Annotated in this window: 25 protein-coding genes; 14 read left to right on the forward strand and 11 right to left on the reverse strand. The window is 75.3% G+C overall.

What is annotated here, in order from left to right; all coding sequences use genetic code 11:
* Positions 1-52: 52 nt before the first annotated feature.
* Positions 53-322, reverse strand: a complete 270-nt coding sequence (locus tag ACZ7C5_RS31450) for a DUF1876 domain-containing protein (RefSeq protein ID WP_188301791.1) — start codon at positions 320-322, stop codon at positions 53-55.
* Between the two features lie 167 nt (positions 323-489).
* Here ACZ7C5_RS31450 and ACZ7C5_RS31455 point away from each other — a divergent pair, with 167 nt between their 5' ends.
* From ACZ7C5_RS31455 to ACZ7C5_RS31470, 4 genes are read left to right on the forward strand one after another with little or no spacing between them, the layout of a single operon-like run.
* Positions 490-1,380, forward strand: a complete 891-nt coding sequence (locus ACZ7C5_RS31455) for a YndJ family protein (RefSeq protein ID WP_470323981.1) — start codon at positions 490-492, stop codon at positions 1,378-1,380.
* A complete protein-coding gene (locus tag ACZ7C5_RS31460; protein ID WP_401079693.1) occupies positions 1,377-1,934 on the forward strand; it encodes a DUF1990 family protein in 558 nt (185 codons plus the stop codon). Before ACZ7C5_RS31455 ends, ACZ7C5_RS31460 begins: the two co-directional genes overlap by 4 nt.
* Entirely contained in the window at positions 1,931-2,593 is a 663-nt protein-coding gene (locus tag ACZ7C5_RS31465) for a hypothetical protein (RefSeq protein ID WP_401079691.1), read from the forward strand. The genes ACZ7C5_RS31460 and ACZ7C5_RS31465 overlap by 4 nt, the downstream gene beginning before the upstream one ends.
* Positions 2,590-3,297, forward strand: coding sequence for a hypothetical protein (locus tag ACZ7C5_RS31470; RefSeq protein WP_470323982.1), 708 nt, complete (start codon positions 2,590-2,592; stop codon positions 3,295-3,297). The genes ACZ7C5_RS31465 and ACZ7C5_RS31470 overlap by 4 nt, the downstream gene beginning before the upstream one ends.
* Positions 3,298-3,372: 75 nt before the next feature.
* Here the strand turns inward: ACZ7C5_RS31470 and ACZ7C5_RS31475 are convergent, their stop codons facing one another.
* Genes ACZ7C5_RS31475 through ACZ7C5_RS31485 form a run of 3 tightly spaced genes read right to left on the reverse strand, consistent with a single transcriptional unit; the run spans position 3,373 to position 5,344 of the window.
* Positions 3,373-4,164 (reverse strand): zf-HC2 domain-containing protein, encoded by a 792-nt coding sequence (locus tag ACZ7C5_RS31475; RefSeq protein WP_470323983.1) that lies wholly within the window; start codon positions 4,162-4,164, stop codon positions 3,373-3,375.
* Positions 4,161-4,733, reverse strand: a complete 573-nt coding sequence (locus tag ACZ7C5_RS31480) for a sigma-70 family RNA polymerase sigma factor (RefSeq protein WP_401079685.1) — start codon at positions 4,731-4,733, stop codon at positions 4,161-4,163. The genes ACZ7C5_RS31475 and ACZ7C5_RS31480 overlap by 4 nt, the downstream gene beginning before the upstream one ends.
* Positions 4,734-4,780: 47 nt before the next feature.
* Positions 4,781-5,344, reverse strand: coding sequence for a hypothetical protein (locus ACZ7C5_RS31485; protein ID WP_401079683.1), 564 nt, complete (start codon positions 5,342-5,344; stop codon positions 4,781-4,783).
* Positions 5,345-5,518: 174 nt separating this feature from the next.
* Between ACZ7C5_RS31485 and ACZ7C5_RS31490 the strand changes: the two genes are divergently transcribed.
* On the forward strand, positions 5,519-5,908 hold the full coding sequence (locus tag ACZ7C5_RS31490; protein WP_401079681.1) for a thioredoxin family protein: 390 nt from the start codon (positions 5,519-5,521) through the stop codon (positions 5,906-5,908).
* A gap of 87 nt (positions 5,909-5,995) precedes the next feature.
* Here ACZ7C5_RS31490 and ACZ7C5_RS31495 read toward each other — a convergent pair whose 3' ends face one another.
* A complete protein-coding gene (locus ACZ7C5_RS31495; RefSeq protein WP_401079679.1) occupies positions 5,996-6,958 on the reverse strand; it encodes a helix-turn-helix transcriptional regulator in 963 nt (320 codons plus the stop codon).
* Between the two features lie 210 nt (positions 6,959-7,168).
* Between ACZ7C5_RS31495 and ACZ7C5_RS31500 the strand changes: the two genes are divergently transcribed.
* The 5 genes from ACZ7C5_RS31500 (at position 7,169) to ACZ7C5_RS31520 (ending at position 12,074) form a co-directional block, all read left to right on the forward strand.
* Positions 7,169-7,903 carry an alpha/beta fold hydrolase gene (locus ACZ7C5_RS31500; RefSeq protein ID WP_401079677.1) on the forward strand — a complete coding sequence of 245 codons (735 nt, stop codon included), beginning with the start codon at positions 7,169-7,171 and terminating at the stop codon, positions 7,901-7,903.
* A 220-nt stretch (positions 7,904-8,123) separates the two neighbouring features.
* Entirely contained in the window at positions 8,124-8,468 is a 345-nt protein-coding gene (locus tag ACZ7C5_RS31505) for a hypothetical protein (protein ID WP_470323984.1), read from the forward strand.
* Positions 8,465-9,925, forward strand: coding sequence for a dihydrolipoyl dehydrogenase family protein (locus ACZ7C5_RS31510; RefSeq protein WP_401079673.1), 1,461 nt, complete (start codon positions 8,465-8,467; stop codon positions 9,923-9,925). The genes ACZ7C5_RS31505 and ACZ7C5_RS31510 overlap by 4 nt, the downstream gene beginning before the upstream one ends.
* A gap of 180 nt (positions 9,926-10,105) precedes the next feature.
* Positions 10,106-11,200: a WD40/YVTN/BNR-like repeat-containing protein gene (locus ACZ7C5_RS31515; protein WP_401079671.1), complete on the forward strand. Its 1,095-nt coding sequence runs from the start codon at positions 10,106-10,108 to the stop codon at positions 11,198-11,200.
* 121 nt (positions 11,201-11,321) lie between these two features.
* Positions 11,322-12,074 (forward strand): GNAT family N-acetyltransferase, encoded by a 753-nt coding sequence (locus ACZ7C5_RS31520; RefSeq protein WP_401079669.1) that lies wholly within the window; start codon positions 11,322-11,324, stop codon positions 12,072-12,074.
* A gap of 53 nt (positions 12,075-12,127) precedes the next feature.
* Here ACZ7C5_RS31520 and ACZ7C5_RS31525 read toward each other — a convergent pair whose 3' ends face one another.
* Entirely contained in the window at positions 12,128-12,832 is a 705-nt protein-coding gene (locus ACZ7C5_RS31525) for an EamA family transporter (protein ID WP_401079667.1), read from the reverse strand.
* 109 nt (positions 12,833-12,941) lie between these two features.
* Here ACZ7C5_RS31525 and ACZ7C5_RS31530 point away from each other — a divergent pair, with 109 nt between their 5' ends.
* On the forward strand, positions 12,942-13,970 hold the full coding sequence (locus ACZ7C5_RS31530) for a LacI family DNA-binding transcriptional regulator (RefSeq protein ID WP_188297866.1): 1,029 nt from the start codon (positions 12,942-12,944) through the stop codon (positions 13,968-13,970).
* A gap of 46 nt (positions 13,971-14,016) precedes the next feature.
* On the opposite strand, the gene ACZ7C5_RS31535 is transcribed toward ACZ7C5_RS31530, so the two are convergent.
* Both ACZ7C5_RS31535 and ACZ7C5_RS31540 read right to left on the reverse strand, forming a co-directional pair.
* Positions 14,017-14,535, reverse strand: coding sequence for a GNAT family N-acetyltransferase (locus ACZ7C5_RS31535; RefSeq protein ID WP_401079665.1), 519 nt, complete (start codon positions 14,533-14,535; stop codon positions 14,017-14,019).
* A 200-nt stretch (positions 14,536-14,735) separates the two neighbouring features.
* Entirely contained in the window at positions 14,736-15,197 is a 462-nt protein-coding gene (locus tag ACZ7C5_RS31540) for a molybdopterin-dependent oxidoreductase (RefSeq protein ID WP_401079663.1), read from the reverse strand.
* A 252-nt stretch (positions 15,198-15,449) separates the two neighbouring features.
* On the opposite strand from ACZ7C5_RS31540, the gene ACZ7C5_RS31545 reads away from it, so the two are divergent.
* Entirely contained in the window at positions 15,450-15,821 is a 372-nt protein-coding gene (locus tag ACZ7C5_RS31545; RefSeq protein ID WP_401079661.1) for a YciI family protein, read from the forward strand.
* A gap of 52 nt (positions 15,822-15,873) precedes the next feature.
* Positions 15,874-17,226 carry an RNA polymerase sigma factor gene (locus tag ACZ7C5_RS31550; RefSeq protein ID WP_470323985.1) on the forward strand — a complete coding sequence of 451 codons (1,353 nt, stop codon included), beginning with the start codon at positions 15,874-15,876 and terminating at the stop codon, positions 17,224-17,226.
* On the opposite strand, the gene ACZ7C5_RS31555 is transcribed toward ACZ7C5_RS31550, so the two are convergent.
* Positions 17,223-17,687: a MarR family winged helix-turn-helix transcriptional regulator gene (locus tag ACZ7C5_RS31555; RefSeq protein ID WP_401079817.1), complete on the reverse strand. Its 465-nt coding sequence runs from the start codon at positions 17,685-17,687 to the stop codon at positions 17,223-17,225. The genes ACZ7C5_RS31550 and ACZ7C5_RS31555 overlap by 4 nt on opposite strands.
* A gap of 137 nt (positions 17,688-17,824) precedes the next feature.
* Here ACZ7C5_RS31555 and ACZ7C5_RS31560 point away from each other — a divergent pair, with 137 nt between their 5' ends.
* Positions 17,825-18,607 carry a dioxygenase family protein gene (locus ACZ7C5_RS31560; protein WP_401079657.1) on the forward strand — a complete coding sequence of 261 codons (783 nt, stop codon included), beginning with the start codon at positions 17,825-17,827 and terminating at the stop codon, positions 18,605-18,607.
* Between the two features lie 53 nt (positions 18,608-18,660).
* Here the strand turns inward: ACZ7C5_RS31560 and ACZ7C5_RS31565 are convergent, their stop codons facing one another.
* Positions 18,661-19,047, reverse strand: a complete 387-nt coding sequence (locus tag ACZ7C5_RS31565; protein ID WP_401079655.1) for a VOC family protein — start codon at positions 19,045-19,047, stop codon at positions 18,661-18,663.
* Between the two features lie 4 nt (positions 19,048-19,051).
* The gene (locus tag ACZ7C5_RS31570) at positions 19,052-19,600 is read right to left on the reverse strand and encodes a GNAT family N-acetyltransferase (protein WP_470323986.1); all 549 of its coding nucleotides are present in this window, start codon (positions 19,598-19,600) and stop codon (positions 19,052-19,054) included.
* Positions 19,601-19,649: the final 49 nt, after the last annotated feature.

A 19,649-nucleotide genomic window follows, 5' to 3' on the forward strand; every position in this document is an offset into this window, starting at 1 on the left:
CGGCCGTCGTGTCCGAGACCCGGATCCAGGGCCGTTCCGCCCGCTCGGAAGGTCACGACAGCGGGTGGGTCGGGACCGGGCTGACGTCCTGGATCTCGCCGTGGGCCTTGGTGAGCAGCTGCGAGGCGAGCTCGTTGAGCGCACGGGCGCCCGCGATCTCCTCGCCGACCCTCAGCTGTTCCGGGTCGGAGGGGTGACGGCTGCTGTAGCCGTGGGCGCGCAGTTCCGTCCCGTCGCCGAGTCTCACCAGCGCGGCGGCGCTGGTCCGCGCTCCCTCTTCGCGGAACTCCATCTCGATGTGCCAACCGACCAGAGTCTGCATGGCGGATCACCTCCATCGGTTACTCCTCCAGAGTGCGCCGCACCCACCGTGAACACCAGGCCGGACGGGGCGGGGGCGATCCCCGGGTCGAGTTGAACACGTTCAGCCAGGCCGCGTAGAGTCGGTGGCGCAAGCTATTTGAACGCGTTCAAGGGAGTGTGTCCACAATGGGGAAGGGCACCACGGAACTGGTCGACCTGCTGATCCTGCTCGGCATGGGCGCCGTCGTCCCGCTCGGCCTCGCCCTGGTCGGCGAGCCCGGACTCGCCCGGGTCCGCCGGCTCTGGCCGCTCGCCGCCGTACCCGGCGCGCTCTCGCTCTGGCTGCCCCGTGGCGGCCCGGCCGCCGGATGCGCCCTGCTCTACGCGCTCGGCACCCTGGCCATCGCCCTGCACGCGCCGCTGCGGCTGGCCCACACCCGTTCGCTCGCGCCCGCCGAGGTCGCGGTGCTCACCGCGCTCGCCGCGCCCTCGGTGGCCGGGGTCGCCCTGGTCGCCGAGCGCTCCGGCTACCCGCTGTTCGGCTTCGAGCCGCACATCCTGGCGCTCACCGTCCCGCACTTCCACTACGCCGGGTTCACCGCGGCCCTGGTCGCCGGACTGGTCTGCCGCGCCGCCCGTCCCGGCTCCGGCGCGGCCCGCTGCGCAGCGCTCAGCGTCCCCGCGGGCACCCTGCTGGTGCTGGCCGGGTACTTCCTCGGCAACTGGTGGCAGTTCGCCGGAGCCGCCGTACTCACCACCGGGATGTGGCTGGTCGGCCTGGTCACCTGGCGCGAGCTGCGCCCCCGCGGCAGCGGTCCCGGCACCGGCGATCCGGTCACCGCCCGGCTGCTCGCCGTCTCCTCGGCCGTCCTCGCGCTCACCATGCTGCTCGCCCTGTGGTGGGCCCTCGGCCGGGCCGCCGGACTCCCCCACCCCACCCTGACCTGGATGGCCGCCACCCACGGCGTCGGCAACGCGCTCGGCTTCGCGCTCTGCGCCCTGCTCGCCTGGCGCCGGCTCGCCGCCGCCCAGCCGGGCACCACGACCCCGACCGAGGCCACGGAGGCCGCGCGATGAACGACTACAGCTACCCCGAGCAGGGCGCCAGCCGCACCGGCGAGCTGCCCGCGGGCTACGACCACCTGCGGCACAGCGCGCTCATCGGCCACGGCCGCCCCGCGCTGGAGGCCGCCGGCGCCGCCCTGCTCGACTGGCGGATGCACCGGCTCGCGGGCGTACGGATCGACGCGTCGGCCGGCCGGGCCGCCCCGGGCGTCGCCGTGCACTGCGCCATCGGCCTCGGCCCGCTGCGGGCCGGCGCACCCAACCGGGTGCTGGCCACGGTCGAGGGCCCGGACCGGTACGGCTTCACCTACGGGACCCGATCCGGGCACCTGGCCCGTGGTGAGGAGACCTTCCTGGTCGAGCTGGACCCGGACGGCGCGGTCCGGTTCTCGGTCACCGCCTTCAGCCGGCCGGTCGCCTGGTACGCCCGGCCGGCCGGTCCGCTGTTCCCGCTCGCCCAGCGCGCCTTCGCCCGGCGCTGTGGGCGCGTACTGGCCGGGATCGCGGCAGGGCGGAGTAAAACCGCTGGTCGGGACGGAGGCGCGTCCGGGATCATCGGCGGATGATGTCGATGCGACCGGTCCTGGAGATCTTCGCCCCCGACGGCTTCACGCTCTGGCCGACGGGCGATCACGAGCCGTACGGGCACCTCACCCTGAACGGGCGGCTGACGCCGGCCGAGGTGGGCACGGCGCTCTGGCGGCTGGCCGGGCACAACGACGTCGAGCCCGGGTCGGCGGAGGCCGAGGAGCGCGGCCCCCGGCCGGCGGACCCGCATGGCTCCTTCCTGCACGGGCTGCTCACCGATCCGCTTCCGTACGCCCCCGGCGGCCTGGTGGTGACCGACTCCGCCACCGGCGCCGTCTTCGAACCGGGCTGCTGCAACGGCCTGGAGGAGTGGCGCGGGTGGCTGAACGTCACGGACGGCTCCGGCACCGCCTGGTTCGGCCACGACCCCGACGCCCGGGCCGAGTGCGTCGGCCGGGTCGTCCGGCTGACCCAGGACGCCGGGAACGGCGAGGACGACGAGGACGGCGGGCATCGCGACGGCACGGTGATCGAACTTCCGGTGGACGAACTGCGCCGCCTGCTCGCCGGGGCCGAGCAGGACCTGCGCGACTTCCTCGCGCTGGCGGCGAGTTGGGCCGAGCGCCAGCTCCCCGGGCACGCCGCCGCCGTCACCGCGGCCCTCGCCCGGGCACTGGACCTGGAGCCCCCTGCATGACCGGATTCCCCACCCACCGGGCCCGGGTGCACGACACCTCGCTCCCGCTGCACCGGCGGCACAGCGCGCTGCGCACCTGCCTGACCCGCTTCGCCCCGTACGGGCTGCGGTCGACGTACCACCACCTCACCGTCAGCGCCCGGATGCCCCGGCACCTGGAGACGGACCCGGACTCGCTGCTCCGCGCGGTGGAGGAGCTGCACGAGGCGCGGGAGCTGTGGCGGGCCCGGGCCGAGGAGTACGCGGCCCGGCGGCGGGCCGAGAAGCGGGCCGGGCGGCGGAAGCCGTCGGAGACGGCGTGGTGGGACCGGCCCCGCTGGGAGTCTCCGCACGCGACCTGGCGCCACGACCCGTTCCTGCACCCGAAGTTGAGCCTGCCCGACTACGTCCGGCGGCAGAACGCGCTGCTGGACGGCGCCGAGCTGCCCGGCTGCCCGGCCTGCGGCGAGGAGGGCCCGCCGGTGCCGGTGCCGACCGGCCACGGCCTGGCCGAGCTGTGCCGTTCCTGCGCTCAGGTGCTGACGCCCTGCCCCTGCGGACGGTGGCACGGCTTCGAACCGGACCTGCGGGTCGGCTGGAGCCGGACCTGGCGGCGGGAGCACATGAGCGGCACCGGCGAGCCGGACCCGCACTGGCCCGGCGTCCGGGGCACGGCCCGGGTCGAGCGGCTGGCCGCCTACCACGTCGCGCACGGGCCGTACTGAGCCGGGCCCGTACGGTCAGGGCCGGCGCGGTCAGGGCTCATACGGTCAACGCCGGTGCGGTCAGGGCCAGTACGGTCAGGACCGGTGCGCCGGGACCGCGACCAGCAGCGCGCCGCCGTTCTGGACCCGGACCTCGAAGTGGTCGATGTCCCCGGGCTGGAACGCCGCGCCGCCGGTGGTCCGCACCGTGCCGTCGCCGCCCGCGTAGCCGACCGCGGGGACGGACCAGCTGGTCACCGTCTGCTGCTCGCCGGTGCGCGAGACGGCGACCAGCGCGCAGCTCAACGGGCCTTGGACACCGGAGAGTTGCAGGCTGACCCGGCTGCCCAGGGTGGTGCCGTCGACGCCGACGGTGGCGTGCGCGCCGGTGCCAGGGTCGGTGGCGCTGAACTGCTCGGCCGCCGCGACCACGGCGGGGCCCTGGTCGGCGGTGATCACCGCGGCGGTGACGGCGGGGCCGGCCGCCACCATCACGGTGGCGGCCAGGGCCAGTACCAGCCGCCGCACCCGGCCCCGGCGCCGGGTGGCACCGACCTGGGCGACCAGCCGGTCCAGCAGCTCCGGGCCCGGCTGCGGGGCGGGGGCGGCCGGGTCCGCCCCGGCCGCCCGCGCGGAGGCCGCGTACTCACCCAACAGTGGCTCCACCGAGCCGAGTTCGGCCACCTGCCGGACGCACTGCGGACAGCCGGCGAGGTGCCGCTCGAAGGCGGCGCGCTCGGCGGGCTCCAGCAGACCGAGGACGTACGCGCCGGCGTCGACGTGCTCCGGGCCGCCGGAGGCGTCGCCCGGCGGGCCCCCGGTCACCCGGCCCGGGTCGGGGCGGGGGTCGGGGCCGGGGTCAGGGTCAGGGTCGGGGTGCCTGGTCACGATGTCACTCCCCGTTCCTCCAGCGCGAGCCTGAGCGAGCGCAGCGCGTAGAACACCCGCGAGCGCACGGTGCCGGCCGGGATGCCGAGTTCGGCGGCCGCCTCGTTGGCCGTGCGGCCCTTGAGGTAGGTCTCGACGATGACCTCCCGGTGCGCGGGCGAGAGGTCGCCGAGCGCGTCCGCGACGGTCATCATCCGCAGCGCCCGGTCGATCGCGTCCTCGGCGGGCAGCTGCTCCAGCACCGAGGCGTCCACCTCGCGCGGCCGGGCCAGCGCGCTGCGGTGGCCGTCGATCACGATCCGCCGCGCGACCGTGACCAGCCAGGGCCGCAGCGAGCCGGCCGACGGGTCGAGCCGGTGGATGTTGCGCCAGGCGCGGACCAGCGTCTCCTGCACGACGTCCTCGGCCCGCTGCCGGTCGCCCGCGACCAGGTGGAGCACGAACCCGAACAGCGGACCGGCGTGCTCCCGGTACAGGGCGCGCATCAGGTCCTCGTCCGGCGCCCCAGGACCGCGGGCGCCGGAGCGGCCGCCGGGGTGCTCCTCGGTCACCACTTCATCGTTGCGCACCCGGACCTCCTGGGCGAGGGCGGCGGGCACCGGTCACCAGGGCGTACTCAGTAGCCCGGGGTGCTGGGCATCGGGGTACCGGGCATCGGGCTGGGGTTCGCGGGGCCCGGGGTTCCGCCGCCCGTGGCACCCGCCTTGCCGCCGCTCGGGGTCAGCGCGAACCAGGTGCCCCCGACGCCCTGGCCCTTGGTGTCGCCGGGCTTGGCGTCCGGCGCGTAGCGGTAGGCCGGCCAGCCGTTCAGGGTGACCTGCTTGGTGCCGTCGGCGCGGGTGACGGTGCCGACCAGCTTGCTGTCGATGCCCTTCACCGCGACGTTGCCGTCGGCGTGCTCGGGCGGCCAGACGACGGCGCAGCTGCCGTTGCAGGAGGACTCCGGCGGGCTGTTGCGGTCCTGGTCGAAGCGGTAGAGCGTGAATCCGGCGCTGTCGGTGACGATGGTGCCCAGCGTGGGGTCGTGGGCGGTCTGCATGGTGACGCTCGCCGGGGTGCTCGGGCTCGCCGTGTGCGACGAGCCGCCGCCGGACGAGCCGCAGCCGGCGATCAGGGCCGCGGCGGCGATGCCGGAGGCGGTCAGCGCCACGGTCCTGCGGGTGCGGGGTGTGCTGCGCATGGGGTGCCTCCCACGGGGAAGGGTCGGGACGGACCGGACACCCTCCTGTACGGGCACCGGCCGCCGACTGCTCAACCCCGGGGCCCCGAAGCCTCCGGAATACGCCGTCGACCAGGACCGTTGTGGCGGGCACATGGCATGAACCGCCACCTCCGGAAGGGAAGGAACCGCGAGATGAGCAGCACGGTCGAGCTGACCAAGGAGAACTTCGACGACATCGTCCCTGGCCCGGAGGGCAAGGACTTCGTCCTCATCGACTTCTGGGCCGGGTGGTGCGGGCCGTGCCGCCAGTTCGCCCCGGTGTACGAGAAGGCGGCCGAGCGCCACCCGGACCTGGTCTTCGCCAAGGTCGACACCGAGGCGCAGCAGGAGCTGGCCTCCGCGTTCGGGATCCAGTCGATCCCGACGCTGGCGATCATCCGCGAGGGCGTGCTCGTCTTCTCGCAGCCCGGAGCGCTGCCCGAGACGGTGTTCGAGGACCTGATCGGCCAGGCCCGCGGTCTGGACATGGCCGAGGTGAAGCGCAAGGTCGCCGAGGAGCAGGCGGCCGGCGGCCAGGCCTGATCCCGGTCCGGACGTCCGAGGGCCGGGGAGCGCGCGCCGCCTCCCCGGCCCTTCGCCGTACCCGGCCCCGGCGTCCGCCCGGGGCGGTCACCCCGGCTCGGCGCCCCAGGCGGCGAGCCGGGCCGCGAGCGCCCGCACCTCGACGCGCAGCGCGGCGGGCTCCCGGACGGTGAACGGCCACCCCAGGCCGGCCAGCAGTACCGCGACACCGTCCAGGTTCTGCGCCCGGGCCCGCAGCAGCACCCGGTCCCCGGCGAGTTCGGTGAGGGTGCCGGCGGCCGGCGGCAGCCGGCGGCGGGCCTCGGCGAGGGTGGTCGCCAGCTCCACCTCCACCCGGTGCCGCCAGGGCGCACCGGCCAGTGACTCCACCACCCGCTGGACCGGGTCGAAGTCCTCGGGCGGCTCGAAGCCCGTCTCGCCCTGCTCGACCCGGGTGATCCGGTCCAGCCGGAAGGTCCGCGGCTCGCCGCTGCGGTGGTCGAGCCCGGTGGTGTACCAGCGCCCGGAGTGGAAGACCAGCCCGTACGGATCGAACTCGCGCTCGCTGGGCCGGTCCTCGCGGTCCCGGTAGCCGAGCCGCACCCGGCGCCGCCGGCGGGCAGCCTCGGCCAGGGTGAACAGCGCGGAGGCGGCCGGGCCGGGGCCGGTGGCGGGGGTGGCGGTGAGGCCGAGGGTCTGTTCGACCGCGGCGACCCGTTCGCGCAGCGGCGGTGGCAGCACCCGCTGGATCTTGCCGAGGGCGGTCTCGGTGGCCCCCTCCCCCACCGACAGGCCGGAGCTGCGGCCGGCCAGCAGGCCGAGCACGACGGAGGCGGCCTCGTCCGGGGTGAGCATCAGCGGCGGCAGCCGGTAGCCGGGCCGCAGGCGGTAGCCGCCGTAGCGGCCGCGGTCGGCCTGGACGGGGATGCCGAGGTCGGCCAGCCGGGCCACGTAGCGACGGACGGTGCGCTCGTCCACGTCCAGCCGGGCGGCCAGTTCGGCGCCGGTCAGGCCGGGGCGGTCCTGGAGCAGTTCCAGCAGGGCGAGGACGCGGCTGACCGGGTGCTCCACCGTGTGCTCCTTCCGCTGCCGAGTCGCCTCCGCGTCGTCTCCGTCACCCGTTCCGGACACCTTGCGGCGAGGCGGCGGAAATCCGGGCGACTTCTGTCCGGATCCGATTCTAGAGTCGGTGGTGGAGAAGGCCCCCACCGCGGCAGAGCCCTCCCGCGGGCCCGTCGTGGCCTCTCCGGACGATCCCCACCGACGAAGGAGTGATCCGCCATGAGCACGTTCGTACTGGTTCCCGGTTTCTGGCTCGGCGCCTGGGCCTGGGACGAGGTGGCCGCGCCGCTGCGCGCGGCCGGGCACCGGGTGTACCCGGTCAGCCTGCCCGGGATGGCCGAACGATCGGGCGAGGCAGGCGAGTTCGGGCTGGAGGAGCACATCGCCGACCTCGCCGGCCTGCTGGTCAGGGAGGACCTGTCGGACGCCGTCGTGGTCGGGCACAGCGGCGCCTGCGCCCCCGTGGGCGGGCTCGCGGACCGGATGCCGGAGCGGATCCGCCGGGTGGTCTACCTGGACAGCGGCCCGCTGATCGACGGCTCCGCGGTCCAGGACCTCTGGCAGCCCGACTACCGGAGCACGGCCGAGGCCTCGGTGATCGACGGCCGTCTCCCGATGCCGCCCTGGGAGTACCTGGCCGAGCACGGCGCGAGCGTGGCGGGGCTGGACGAGGCCACCCTGGCACGCGTCCGCTCCCGGGCCACCCCGCACCCGGCCGGGGCGTTCCGGGACCGGCTGCGGCTGACCGGCGCCGGGGCCGCGCTGCCGCAGGCGCTGGTCTCCTGTTCCTTCCCGCTCTCCCAGGTGCGCGAGCTGATCGCCTCCGGGCACCCGTACTTCGCCGGGATGTCCGGGCCGAACTGGGAGCTGCGCGAACTGCCCACCGGGCACTGGCCGATGTTCTCCCGCCCGGCGGACACGGCGGCGGTGCTGACGGAGCTCGCCGCGCTCTGAGCCCCGACCGTTCGCGGGCCGTCCGTCGACAGGCCGACCGTCCGTGGGCCGACCGTCCGTGGGCCGTCCGTCCGTGAGCCCCGGCCTTGTCCCGTCCGCGCCCTTCGGTGTGCCCGGCAGCGCCCGTGGCGTGTCCGTCCGTCGCGCAGCCGTGCCCGGACCGGCAGGATGGGGCCCACGGCGTACCCGAGCGGAGAGCGAGCAGCGTGTGCGAGCAGCCATGAGCGGGCAGCCGGTCCGCACCGAACCGCCCGTCGCCGGACCGGAGTTCGAGCCGGCCGGCGACCCCGGGCCGGCCGCCCCGGCGCGCGCCCTGCCCGGCGGACGCACCGGGACGGCCCCACCGGCGCGCGACGACCGCGCGAAGTGGCCGTCGGAGGCGGTCCGGGCCAGGCTCGGGTACGGAACCGACGGCGGCCGCGGCCCGCTCCCCCGGAGGGTCACCCCGACCGGCGCCCCGCACGGGAACCGGCGCGCGCGGCTGCCCGACACCCGCGGGCGCACGCCCGCCACCCCCGCCACACCGGCCGGGGTGGCCACCGAGACGACGGAGGACCGGGCATGACCAGCACCGCCGAGGAGTACGACGTCATCGTTCTGGGAGCCGGCCCGACCGGCGAGAACGTGGCCGACCGGACGGTCGCCGCCGGGCTGCGCACCGTGATCGTGGAGGCCGAGCTGGTCGGCGGCGAGTGCTCGTACTGGGCCTGCATGCCCAGCAAGGCGCTGCTGCGCCCGGTGGCCGCGCTGGCCGACGCCCGCGCGGTGGCCGGCTCCAGGGAGGCGGTCGGCGACCGGCGGCTGGACCCGGCCGCGGTGCTGGCCCGGCGGGACTCCTTCGCCTCGAACTGGCAGGACGACGGTCAGGTGCGGTGGCTGCGGGACACCGGGATCGAGCTGGTCCGCGGCCACGGCCGGCTGGCCGGGGTGCGGACGGTGACGGTGGAGGCCGAGGACGGCAGCGAGCGGCTGCTGACCGCCCGGCACGCCGTCGCGGTGTGCACCGGCAGCCGCCCGGTGCTGCCCGCGCACGTGCCGGGGCTCGCCGAGGCCCACCCGTGGACCAACCGGGAGGCTACCGGCTCGCAGACCGTCCCCGGGCGGCTGGCGGTGGTCGGCGGCGGGGTGGTCGGGGTGGAGATGGCCGCCGCCTGGCGGGCGCTCGGCTCCGAGGTGGTGCTGCTGGTGCGCGGCGACGGACTGCTGCCGCGGATGGAGCCGTTCGCGGGTGAGCTGGTCGCGGACGGCCTGCGGGCCGCCGGGGTGGACGTCCGCTTCGGTACCGAGGTCACCGCACTGGAGCGGGCGGACGGCTCCGGGCCCGTCACCCTCACCCTCGCCGCCCGGGACGGGCGGGGCGGTGGCGGGACACTGACCGTCGACGAGGTGCTGTACGCGACCGGCCGGGCCCCGCGCACCGCCGACGTCGGGCTGGAGCAGGTCGGCCTGAAGCCGGGCGACTGGCTGAAGGCGGACGACAGCTGCACGGTGCTCGGGGTGGACGGCGCGTGGCTCTACGCCGTCGGCGACGTCAACCGCCGGGCGCTGCTCACCCACCAGGGCAAGTACCAGGCCAGGATCACCGGCGCGGCGATCGCCGCCCGTGCCGAGGGGCGCCCGCTGGACACCTCGCGCTACGGCGCGCACGCCGCGTCCGCAGACCTCGCGGGCGCGCCCCAGGTGGTCTTCACCCAGCCGGAGGTCGCCGCCGTCGGCCTGACCTCGGCCGCCGCCGAGGCGGCCGGGCTGCGGGTGAAGACCGTCGACCACGAGATCGGCTCGGTCGCCGGGGCCTCGCTGTACGGCGACGACTACCGCGGCCGGGCCAGGGTGGTCTTCGACCTGGACCGGGAGGTGATCGTCGGCGCCTGCCTGGTCGGCCCCGGGGTCGCCGAACTGCTGCACTCGGCGACCGTCGCGGTGGTCGGTGAGGTGCCGATCGACCGGCTCTGGCACGCGGTGCCCGCGTACCCGACGATCAGCGAGGTCTGGCTGCGGCTGCTGGAGGACTGCCGGGGGTAGTGGGTCCGGGCCGACGGCCCCCAGCGCCACCGCGGCTCCCACTGCTCCCAGGGCCACCGCGCCCCCGTCCGCCTCCCGGGTGACCGGCGCGGCGAGATGTGACCATCGTTGGGCGGCGGGACACTGGCAGTCGGGGACCGTCCCGGGGGGCCGTGCTTGCTCGTGACCAGGTGGTGTGGCATGACCGAGGTGCTGTTGGCCGTCGGAACCGAGAAGGGCCTCTTTCTCGGCCGCAGCCGCGACCGGCTGACATGGGAGTTCAGCGGGCCGCACTTCCCGATGAACGCGATCTACTCCGTCTCCATCGACCGCCGCGACGGGCGGACCAGACTGCTGGCCGGGGCCGACAGCAGCCACTGGGGGCCCTCGGTCTGGCGCTCCGACGACCTCGGTGCCAGCTGGTCCGAGCCCGTGCGGCCGGCCATCCGCTTCCCCGAGCCCACCGGCACCTCGCTCACCAGGGTCTGGCAGCTCCAACCCGCCGGAGCGGAGGCACCGGGCGTCGTCTACGCGGGCACCGAGCCCGCCGCGCTGTTCCGCTCCACCGACGGCGGCGAGAGCTTCGACCTGGTCGAGTCACTCTGGAACCACCCCCAGCGGCCGCACTGGGGCGCCGGCTACGGCGGCCAGGGCCTGCACACGATCCTGACCGACCCGCGCGACCCGCAGCGGCTGCTGGTCGCCGTCTCCAGCGGTGGCGTCTACCGCAGCAAGGACGGCGGCGACAGCTGGCAGCCCTCCAACACCGGTCTGCGCGCCGAGTTCTTCCCGGAGGAGGGCCAGTACCCCGAGTTCGGCCAGTGCGTGCACAAGATCGCCCCGGACCCGGTCCACCCGGACCGGCTCTACCTCCAGAACCACGGCGGCGTCTACCGCAGCGACGACTGGGGCGGCAGCTGGCGCTCGATCGTGGACGGACTGCCCGCCGAGTTCGGCTTCGCGGTGGCCGCCCACCCGCGCCGGGCCGACACCGCCTACCTCTTCCCGCTCGGCGGCGCGGACGACCGCATCCCGCCCGGCCGCCGCTGCCGGGTGTTCCGCACCAACGACGGCGGCACCAGCTGGCAGCAGCTCGCCGAGGGCCTGCCCGGCGAGGACCACTACGGGATCGTGCTGCGCGACGCCCTGCGCACCGACGACGCCGACCCGGCCGGGATCTACTTCGGCAACCGGACCGGTGACGTGTACGGCAGCAGGGACGAGGGCGAGAGCTGGTCGCTGCTGCTCTCCCACTTGCCGGACGTGCTCTGCGTCCGGGCCGCGGTGGTGGCCTGAGCCTCCCGCCGCCGCTCGCTCGTCGCCCGTCACCCCGGAACCCGGAAAACCGGTTGCCCCGGGGCGGGGCCTCGGTGACCATGGGCCGCCGACGAACGACAGCGAGATTGTGGGGTGGGCCATGACCGAGGACCGGGTGGTCAGGCGCGGTACGGACGGCGAGCCGGTGCTGCGCTACCTGCTGGACGAGCGGGACGGACGGCCCTGGGCCGACCTGCTGGAAGTGCTGGACGAGTCGGTGGACGCCGCCGGGTTCGTCCGGGCCGAGCTGCCCGGCTGGGTGGTCTCAGGACCGCCCGGGCTCGGGCAGGAACTCGTGGCGCAGGGCGCGCGGGTGCTGCGGCACGCCCACACCTTCCGCCGCGACCTGCGCGCCGATCCCCCGCCCGCCGACTGGGCGGGGACGCCGCTGCGCGAGGGCCTGCGGGCGGTGCCCTGCGACCGCGCGCCCGAGGAGATCTACGAGGCCTGGCGGGCCGCGTTCCCTGTCGGCCACGTCGACCACTACCCCGGCGAGGACGCGCAGGTGATGGCCGAACGCCTCGTCCCGCTGCTCGAAGGCAAGGTCATCGGCCCGGTGCTGCCGTCCAGCCTGCTCGCGGTGGACGCGGAGGACCGCGTGGTCGCCGGGCTGGTCCTCACCGACCGCGACGGCCGTCCCTGGGTCGGCGACGTCTACCGCCACCCGGAGCGGGGCTACCGCGGCCTCGGCGCCGACCTGCTGCGCCGGGCGATCGGGGACGCCGCCGCGCGCGGACTCGCCGACGTGACCCTGGTGGTGTCCGAGGGCAATCCGGCCCGCCGGGTCTACGAGGCGCTGGGCTTCGTGCTCCAGGACACCTCGCTGACGGTGGTCGTGCCCGACGCCGCCTGAGGCCCCGCCGGTCGGCACCGTTTGGCACCGTTTGGCACCGCCCGGCCCCGGTCTCAGGGCCGGGCGAGTTCCAGCACGGCGATCCCGCCCAGCACGGTGAGCGCGGCCGTCAGCCGCAGCCGGCCGAGGCGCTCGCGGAACACCACGGCGGCGATCAGCGCGGCGATCACGATGCCGGTCTCGCGCAGCGCCGCGATGGTCGCCAGGTCACCCCTGGCCTGCGCCCACACCACCAGCCCGTACGCCGTCAGCGAGAGCACCCCGCCGACGATCCCCAGCGGCACCGCCCGGCCCGCCCCGGCGAGCAGCCCCGGCCCCCGCCGGACCCGGACGAGCAGCACCAGCACCGGCCCCTGGAGCAGGAACAGCCAGGCCACGTAGCCGCCGACCGTCCCGGACTCCCGCACGCCGCTGCCGTCCAGCACCGTGTACACCGCGATCATCACGCCCGTGCCGACCGCGGCCCCGAGGGCGGGCAGCTGCGCCCGGCCGGGTATCCCCCGGGCGAAGGCGAGGCCGATCAGGCCGCAGGAGATCACCAGGACGCCCAGCACCTCGCCCGCGCCCGGGTGCCGGCCGAGCAGCACCGCCGATATCAGTGCGACCAGCAGCGGTGCGCTGCCCCGGGCGATCGGGTACATCTGCCCGAAGTCCCCCAGCTGGTAGGCCCGCAGCAGCAGCACCGTGGACGCCGTCTGGACCGCGACCGAGGCCGGCAGGTACGGCCAGGCGGCGGGCGCCGGAAGGGGGTTGAGCACCACCAGGCTCCGGGCGCTCCGGGGCCGCCGGCCACCGCAGAGCACCGGTCGGGGCCGCCACGGGCTCGGCAAACCGGCTGGTCGGAGGGGCTGTGTAGGCTCAACGCTCATGGCGAGGGTGACACGGGACGATGTGGCGCGGGTGGCGGGGACGTCCACGGCGGTCGTGAGTTATGTGATCAACGACGGGCCGCGGCCGGTGGCGGCGGCGACCCGGGCGCGGGTGCTCGCGGCGGTCGAGGAGCTGGGCTACCGGCCGAACCGGGTCGCCCAGGCGATGGCCAGGCGGCGGACCAACCTGCTCGGCATGGTCGTGCCGGACGCCCGCCAGCCGTTCTTCGCCGGGCTCGCCCACGCCGTCGAACAGGCCGCCGCCGAGCACGGCCGGCTGCTGCTGATCGGCAACTCCGACTACGCCGACGAACGCGAGGCGCACTACATCCGCGCCTTCCTCGGGATGCAGGTGGACGGCCTGATCCTGGTCACCCAGGACCCGGCCACCCCCGGGCTGACCGGCTTCGACGCGGCCGACGGCACCCCGGTGGTACTGCTGCACCACCGGGCCGAGAGCCCGGACGGCGTCGCCGTGGTCGCCGACGACGAGGGCGGGGCCCGCGAGGTGGTCCGCCACCTGCTCGGACACGGGCACGCCGAGGTGCACTGCTTCGGCGGCACCCGGGCGCTCAGCCCGCACGACCCGGTCACCGGGCGGACGGCCGGCTGGGTCGCCGCGCTGGAGGAGGCCGGGCTGCCCACCGAGGGACGGCTCGTTCCGGCGCCGTTCGACCGGGTCAGGGCGCACGGCGAGGCGCTCGCGCTGCTGGCCGGGCCCGACCGGCCGTCCGCCGTGTTCTGCACGACGGACGACCAGGCGATCGGCCTGCTGCGGGCCGCCGACGACCTCGGCATCAGGGTGCCCGAGGACCTCGCGGTGGCCGGCTTCGACGACATCGCCGAGGCGGTGATCGCCGGGCCCGCGCTGACCACCGTCACCACCGCGCAGGACGAGATGGCCCGCGCCGCGCTGGATCTCGTCCTCGGCGGGCGGGAGCGCCGCGAGCGGGGCGCCAGGACCTTCCCGGCCCAGCTGGTGGTCCGGCGCTCCTGCGGCTGCCCGCCGGCCGCGGCGCGGGACTGACGCCGGGCCGCCGGGCCGTCGAGGACACCGGGGACGCCGCGGCCCCTCAGCCGTCGAGCAGTTCGTCCGCGAGCAGGTCCATCAGCAGGTTGTCGTGCCAGGTGCCGTCCGAGCCCCGCTCGTACTGGCGCATGGTGCCGACGGTGCGGAAGCCGACCTTGGTGTAGCAGTGGATCGCGGCGAGGTTGTCCGCGGCCGGGTCGATCACCAGCCGGTGGTAGTGGTGGTCGTGCACCAGGTGCCTGGCCATCGTGCGCACCGCGTCGGTGCCCAGGCCCAGGCCGTGCACCGTCGGGTCGAGGTAGAGGTCCATCCCGGCGTGCCGGTACTCGTCGTCGTTGTTGGCGTACCACTGGATGGCACCGACCACCTCGCCGCCGACGTCGATCGCGAAGGTCTCGGTACCGGGCGACTCCAGGTCGCTGGCGACCTCGCCGGCCAGGTCGTCACCGCCCCGCCAGCGGGCGAACACCTCGGGCGTGCCGCGGATGGCCGCCAGCGCCGGGATGTCCTCGCCGGTGGCCGGGCGGAGCGTGACCAAGGTGCCGTGCAGAATCGTCCCCATATGGGGCATGTTGGCACGGAAACCCGGCTCGGGCGAGTGTTTTCGGACCGCCGTCCGGCCCTTCCGGGGTGCGGCTCGGGGCCGTGGCCGCAGGCTGTCCCCGCGGCCGGACGGGACCGTGGGACGGGACGGCCCGACCGGCCCCCGGAAGGGCGGCCGGACCGGGCGGCCCGGCCGGGCCCCGGCGGGCCGGACGGCGGTCAGCGGGTGGGGTGCGCCGGGTCGCCGAGCGGGCCGAGCCAGACGTCGGTGACGGCGCTGACGTAGCGGGCGCCGCAGTGGTCGTCGGGGACGACGAGCTGCGGTCCGGCGGCGTCCAGCGGGGCACCGTCCATGCTGGTGGCCAGCAGGATCTCCTGGCCGCCGAAGTCCGGGTCGATCTCGGCCCAGGAGACCACCGCCCGGTGGCCGTCGGCGCCGGCCACCGAGAGCAGGAAGCGCAGCCGCTGCTTGCGTCCCGAGAAGTCGATCCGGGGCCCGGCCGTGCGCAGCACGTCCAGCAGTGCCGGGCCCTCGTAGCCGTGGCGCTGCTCGCCGGCGGTCCGGCAGTCGAAGCTGACCTCGACGCGGTGCGCGGGGAGGCCGCGCAGCTCCGCCACCGTCAGCCGGGCGGGGCGGTCGAGGTGGCCGTGGAGTCGGACGGTGGGTCCGGCCGGGGTCATGGGTGCTCCCTCCTCCCGGGCCACGCCGTCGTGGCCCGGGAGGAGGAGTACCCGAGCCGCCGGGCTCGCATTCGCAGATGCGATGGATCGGGTGAATTCCGGCTCGCATCTGCTGGCTAATGACGGAGCGGGGAACCCGCGCGGGGAATCGGCGGAAGAAATCTTCGCGCCGGGTGTCGATCCGGCGCCGGCCCGTTCGACGCAGGGGTGAGAGGCGGGGAGAGGCCCCGCCCGCACGACCGAGGAGTCACCGTGCCGCGCTTCATGACGCTGATCCGCATCGACGAGCAGTCCCGCGACGGGTGGGAGCCCGACCCGGGGTTCGAGCAGCGGATGGGGGCCCTGTTCGAGGAGATCACCAAGGCCGGGGTGATGCTGGAGACCGCCGGCCTGACCCCGACCTCCCAGGGCACCCGGCTGACCTGGGCCGACGGGAAGATCGGCTACACCGACGGGCCGTTCACCGAGACCAAGGAGGTCGTCGGCGGCTACGCCATCCTCCAGTGCAAGGACCACGCCGAGGCCCTGGAGTGGACCCGGCGCTTCCTCCGGGCCCACCCCGTGCACTGGCCGGTCGAGGCCGAGGTCCGGCAGATCGAGGAGACGCCGGAGCCGCCGAAGTAACAGCCGTGGCAGTGTTTGCCTCCCGCCGCGCCGGCTGCTCTGATGGGTGGCCGTGACGGAGAGGGCTGGTACCCACGGGACCGCGGCGGCGGCCGTCGAGACGGTGTTCCGGATCGAGTCCGCGCGGATCATCGCCGGGGTCGCCCGGATCGTCCGGGACGTCGGCATCGCCGAGGAGCTGGCGCAGGACGCGCTGGTGGCCGCGCTGGAGCGGTGGCCGCGGGAGGGCGTCCCGGACAGTCCGGGCGCCTGGCTGACGGCCACCGCCAGGCACCGGGCGATCGACCTGGTCCGCCGCCGGGAGGTCTACGCCCGCAAGCTCGCCGAGGTGGGGCGGTCGCTGGAGGACGCCCCCGCGCCGGAACCGGCCGAACCGGACGGCATCGACGACGACCTGCTGCGGCTGATCTTCACCGCCTGCCACCCGGTGCTGTCGGCGGAGGCGCGGATCGCGCTCACCCTCCGGCTGCTCGGCGGGCTGACCACCCCGGAGATCGCCCGCGCCTTCCTGGTGCCGGAGCCGACGGTGGCGCAGCGGATCGTCCGGGCGAAGCGGGCGCTGGCGAAGGCCGGGGTGCCGTTCGAGGTGCCGTCCGGGGAGGACCGGGCGCAGCGGCTGTCCTCGGTGCTGGAGGTCATCTACCTGATCTTCAACGAGGGGTACTCGGCGACCGCCGGGGACGACCTGCTCCGCCCCCAGCTGTGCGAGGACGCGCTGCGGCTGGCCCGGGTGCTGGCCGCGCTGGTGCCGGCCGAACCGGAGGCGCACGGGCTGGCCGCGCTGCTGGAGTTCCAGGCCTCGCGCACGGCCGCCAGGACCGGGCCCGACGGGCGGCCGGTGCTGCTGGCCGAGCAGAACCGGGCCCGCTGGGACGGGCTGCTGATCCGGCGCGGCTTCGACGCCCTGCGACGGGCCGGCACCGGGCCGTACTCGGTGCAGGCCGCGATCGCCGCCTGCCACGCCAAGGCGCGGCGCTACCAGGACACCGACTGGGCGACGATCGCCGCACTGTACGAGCGGCTGCTCGCGCTGTCGCCGTCCCCGGTGGTGGCGCTGAACCGGGCGGTGGCCGTCTCGATGGCCCGGGGCCCGGCCGCCGCGCTGGAGCTGGTGGACGAGCTGGCCGCGGAGCCGGCGCTGCGCGGCTACCACCTGCTGCCGAGCGTGCGGGGCGATCTGCTGGCCCGGCTGGGGCGGGCGACGGAGGCCAGGGCGGAGTTCGAGCGGGCGGCGGGGATGACCCGCAACGAGCGGGAGCGGGAGCTGCTGCTGGCCCGGCTGGGGCGGGCGGCGGAGGCCAGGGCGGAGTTCGAGCGGGCGGCGGGGATGACCCGCAACGAGCGGGAGCGGGAGCTGCTGCTGGAGCGGGCGGCGGCGCTCGGCGAGGGTCGGGGCGCGTCCTAGGCGTCGTCCAGCCGGAGCCGGGCGCTGACCGCGCCGAGGCCCTCGGCGAGCATCGCGAGCTGCTCGCGACTGAGCACGTCGATCAGCAGCTCGCGCACCAGGGCGACGTGCCCGGGCGCGGCCAGGCGCAGCATCTCCCGTCCCTGGTCGGTGAGTTCGGCGATGACGCCGCGCACATCACTGGGACAGGAGCGGCGGGCGACCAGGCCCGTCCGCTCCAGCTGGGTGACCTGGTAGGTCAGGCCGCTCTTGGAGGTGACCAGCTTGTCGGCGAGTTCGGTCATCCGCAGCGAGTCGCCGGGGGCGGCGGACAGGTGCACCAGGATCTCGTACTGCTGATGGGAGAGGCCCGAGTCCTCCTTGAGCTGGCGTTCCAGCCGCCGGTTCAGCAGGTTGCTCGCCGTGACGAAGCCCCGCCAGGCGGCCGCCTCGTCCGGGTCCAGCCAGCGGGGTTCGTTCAGTGAGGACATGGGGTGAATCCTACTCCTGTTGTTCAAATTCGAACAAAGGTGTACCTTCAGTAGCAGTGGAGACGTTCAAATTTGAACTATCTCCCTTCTGGTGAACGACCACCCGACCCGGTCCCGAGGAGGACGCCATGAGCACCGCGGCCCCTGAGCGCATGCCCGCCCTGTACCTGTCGCACGGCGCTCCGCCGCTGGCCGACGACCCGATCTGGCCGGGCGAGCTGGCCGCCTGGTCCGCCGACCTGCCCCGGCCCAAGGCCGTCCTGATGGTCTCCGCCCACTGGGAGGAGGCCCCGCTCGCCCTCGGCGCCGTCACCACCCTCCCACTGGTGTACGACTTCTGGGGCTTCCCCGAGCACTACTACGGGGTCCGGTACGCCGCCCCCGGCGCGCCGGAACTCGCCGAGCGCGTGCGCAAGCTGCTGCGCGCCCCCGGCACGCCCGTCCAGGACATCCCCGACCGCGGCCTCGACCACGGCGCGTACGTCCCGCTGGTGGAGATGTACCCGGACGCCGACGTCCCGGTGCTCCAGATCTCGCTGCCCACCCTCGACCCGCGGCGGCTGATGGAGATCGGCCGCAAGCTCGCCCCGCTGCGCGACGAGGGCGTGCTGATCGTCGGCAGCGGCTTCTTCACCCACAACCTGCGGGCGCTCAGCAACGACGGCCGGATCACCTCGGTGATGGCCGAGTTCGACGACTGGGGCCGACGCGCCCTGGAGGCCCACGACCTGGACGCACTGCTCGACTTCGAGCACAAGGCCCCGGCCGGACGCCTGGCCCACCCGCGCACCGAGCACTTCGCCCCGCTGTTCGTCACCCTCGGTGCCGGCGAGGCCGACCTGGACAGCCAGCGCAGCGTCATCGACGGGTTCTGGATGGGCCTGGCCAAGCGCTCGGTCCAGCTGGGCTGAGCCCGGGGCCCGGCCGCGGCGTGCCCTGCCCGGCCGCCCGCCCGGCCTGTCGCTCAGGCGTTCCCGGTCGCGGTGCGCTCGGCCTGGCTGCGCTCGATGCAGAACTCGTTCCCCTCGGGGTCCGCCAGGGTGACCCAGCCCTTGCCGTCCGGGGTGCGGCGGTCCGCCAGGACGGTGGCGCCCAGGGCGACCACGCGGCTGACCTCCTCGTCCCGGCCGCGGTCCTGCGGCTGGAGGTCGAGGTGCACCCGGTTCTTCGCCGACTTGCCCTCGGGGACCCGGATGAACAGCAGCGAGGCGCCGGCGGATTCCACCAGCGCCTCGTCGTCACCGGGGTTGTCGTCCTCGCCCACGGTGCCCTCCAGCGCCCCGGCCCAGAAGGTGGCCAGGGTGTGCGGGTCCGCGCAGTCGATCGTCACGTGTCGTACCAGGGAAGCCATGCGCCTACTGTGAAGCGCGTCGTTCGCCTCCGTCCAGCCATTTTCTGGAGTGCCGGTGGCCGTCCAGCGGGTACGGCGGGAAGGCCGGGACGATCTCCTCCAACGCGAAGCCGCTCTTCTCCGCGACCCGGCAGGAGGCGTGGTTGTCACCCTCGTGCAGCAGGTCGATCCGGCGCAGGCCGCCTTCGGCGAAGGTGGCGAAGGCCCAGGCGGTGAGGGCCTCCACCGCGCGCGGGGCCACGCCCCGGCCGCGGGCCGGGCCCGCCGTCCAGTACCCCACCTCCGCCCTCTCCCCGCCCGGGGTGCCGCGCTTCAGCACGACGTTGCCGACCAGTTCGCCGGCGTCCAGGACGGCGAAGGCGTACCGGGTGCCGGCCGCCCAGCCGTCGTACTGGAGGCTCAGCCAGTACGCCGCCTGCCCGGCGTCGTCCACCGGGGTGCGGGTGAAGCGGCGCAGGGTCTCGTCCCGGTAGGCCTCGATCAGGGCGGGCGCGTCGGCGTCCTCGAAGGGGCGCAGCAGCAGGCCGTCGGCCGACAGGGGCGCGGCGGTCACGCGCGGCCCTCCCGATTCGGTGCTGTCGGGCTGTCGGTCGTTCATGGGT

It is taken from the genome of Kitasatospora sp. NPDC036993 (genome assembly GCF_055607525.1).

Excerpts from the sequence above, each read along its gene's own strand:
- ACZ7C5_RS31455 (WP_470323981.1), top strand. The coding sequence starts at position 490 with ATGGGGAAGGGCACCACGGAACTGGTCGACCTGCTGATCCTGCTCGGC.
- ACZ7C5_RS31565 (WP_401079655.1), bottom strand. The coding sequence starts at position 19,047 with ATGGCTTCCCTGGTACGACACGTGACGATCGACTGCGCGGACCCGCAC.
- ACZ7C5_RS31450 (WP_188301791.1), bottom strand. The coding sequence starts at position 322 with ATGCAGACTCTGGTCGGTTGGCACATCGAGATGGAGTTCCGCGAAGAG.
- ACZ7C5_RS31490 (WP_401079681.1), top strand. The coding sequence starts at position 5,519 with ATGAGCAGCACGGTCGAGCTGACCAAGGAGAACTTCGACGACATCGTC.
- ACZ7C5_RS31485 (WP_401079683.1), bottom strand. The coding sequence starts at position 5,344 with ATGCGCAGCACACCCCGCACCCGCAGGACCGTGGCGCTGACCGCCTCC.
- ACZ7C5_RS31530 (WP_188297866.1), top strand. The coding sequence starts at position 12,942 with ATGGCGAGGGTGACACGGGACGATGTGGCGCGGGTGGCGGGGACGTCC.
- ACZ7C5_RS31505 (WP_470323984.1), top strand. The coding sequence starts at position 8,124 with ATGAGCGGGCAGCCGGTCCGCACCGAACCGCCCGTCGCCGGACCGGAG.
- ACZ7C5_RS31540 (WP_401079663.1), bottom strand. The coding sequence starts at position 15,197 with ATGACCCCGGCCGGACCCACCGTCCGACTCCACGGCCACCTCGACCGC.
- ACZ7C5_RS31560 (WP_401079657.1), top strand. The coding sequence starts at position 17,825 with ATGAGCACCGCGGCCCCTGAGCGCATGCCCGCCCTGTACCTGTCGCAC.
- ACZ7C5_RS31465 (WP_401079691.1), top strand. The coding sequence starts at position 1,931 with ATGATGTCGATGCGACCGGTCCTGGAGATCTTCGCCCCCGACGGCTTC.
- ACZ7C5_RS31470 (WP_470323982.1), top strand. The coding sequence starts at position 2,590 with ATGACCGGATTCCCCACCCACCGGGCCCGGGTGCACGACACCTCGCTC.
- ACZ7C5_RS31500 (WP_401079677.1), top strand. The coding sequence starts at position 7,169 with ATGAGCACGTTCGTACTGGTTCCCGGTTTCTGGCTCGGCGCCTGGGCC.
- ACZ7C5_RS31520 (WP_401079669.1), top strand. The coding sequence starts at position 11,322 with ATGACCGAGGACCGGGTGGTCAGGCGCGGTACGGACGGCGAGCCGGTG.
- ACZ7C5_RS31535 (WP_401079665.1), bottom strand. The coding sequence starts at position 14,535 with ATGGGGACGATTCTGCACGGCACCTTGGTCACGCTCCGCCCGGCCACC.
- ACZ7C5_RS31515 (WP_401079671.1), top strand. The coding sequence starts at position 10,106 with ATGACCGAGGTGCTGTTGGCCGTCGGAACCGAGAAGGGCCTCTTTCTC.
- ACZ7C5_RS31460 (WP_401079693.1), top strand. The coding sequence starts at position 1,377 with ATGAACGACTACAGCTACCCCGAGCAGGGCGCCAGCCGCACCGGCGAG.
- ACZ7C5_RS31510 (WP_401079673.1), top strand. The coding sequence starts at position 8,465 with ATGACCAGCACCGCCGAGGAGTACGACGTCATCGTTCTGGGAGCCGGC.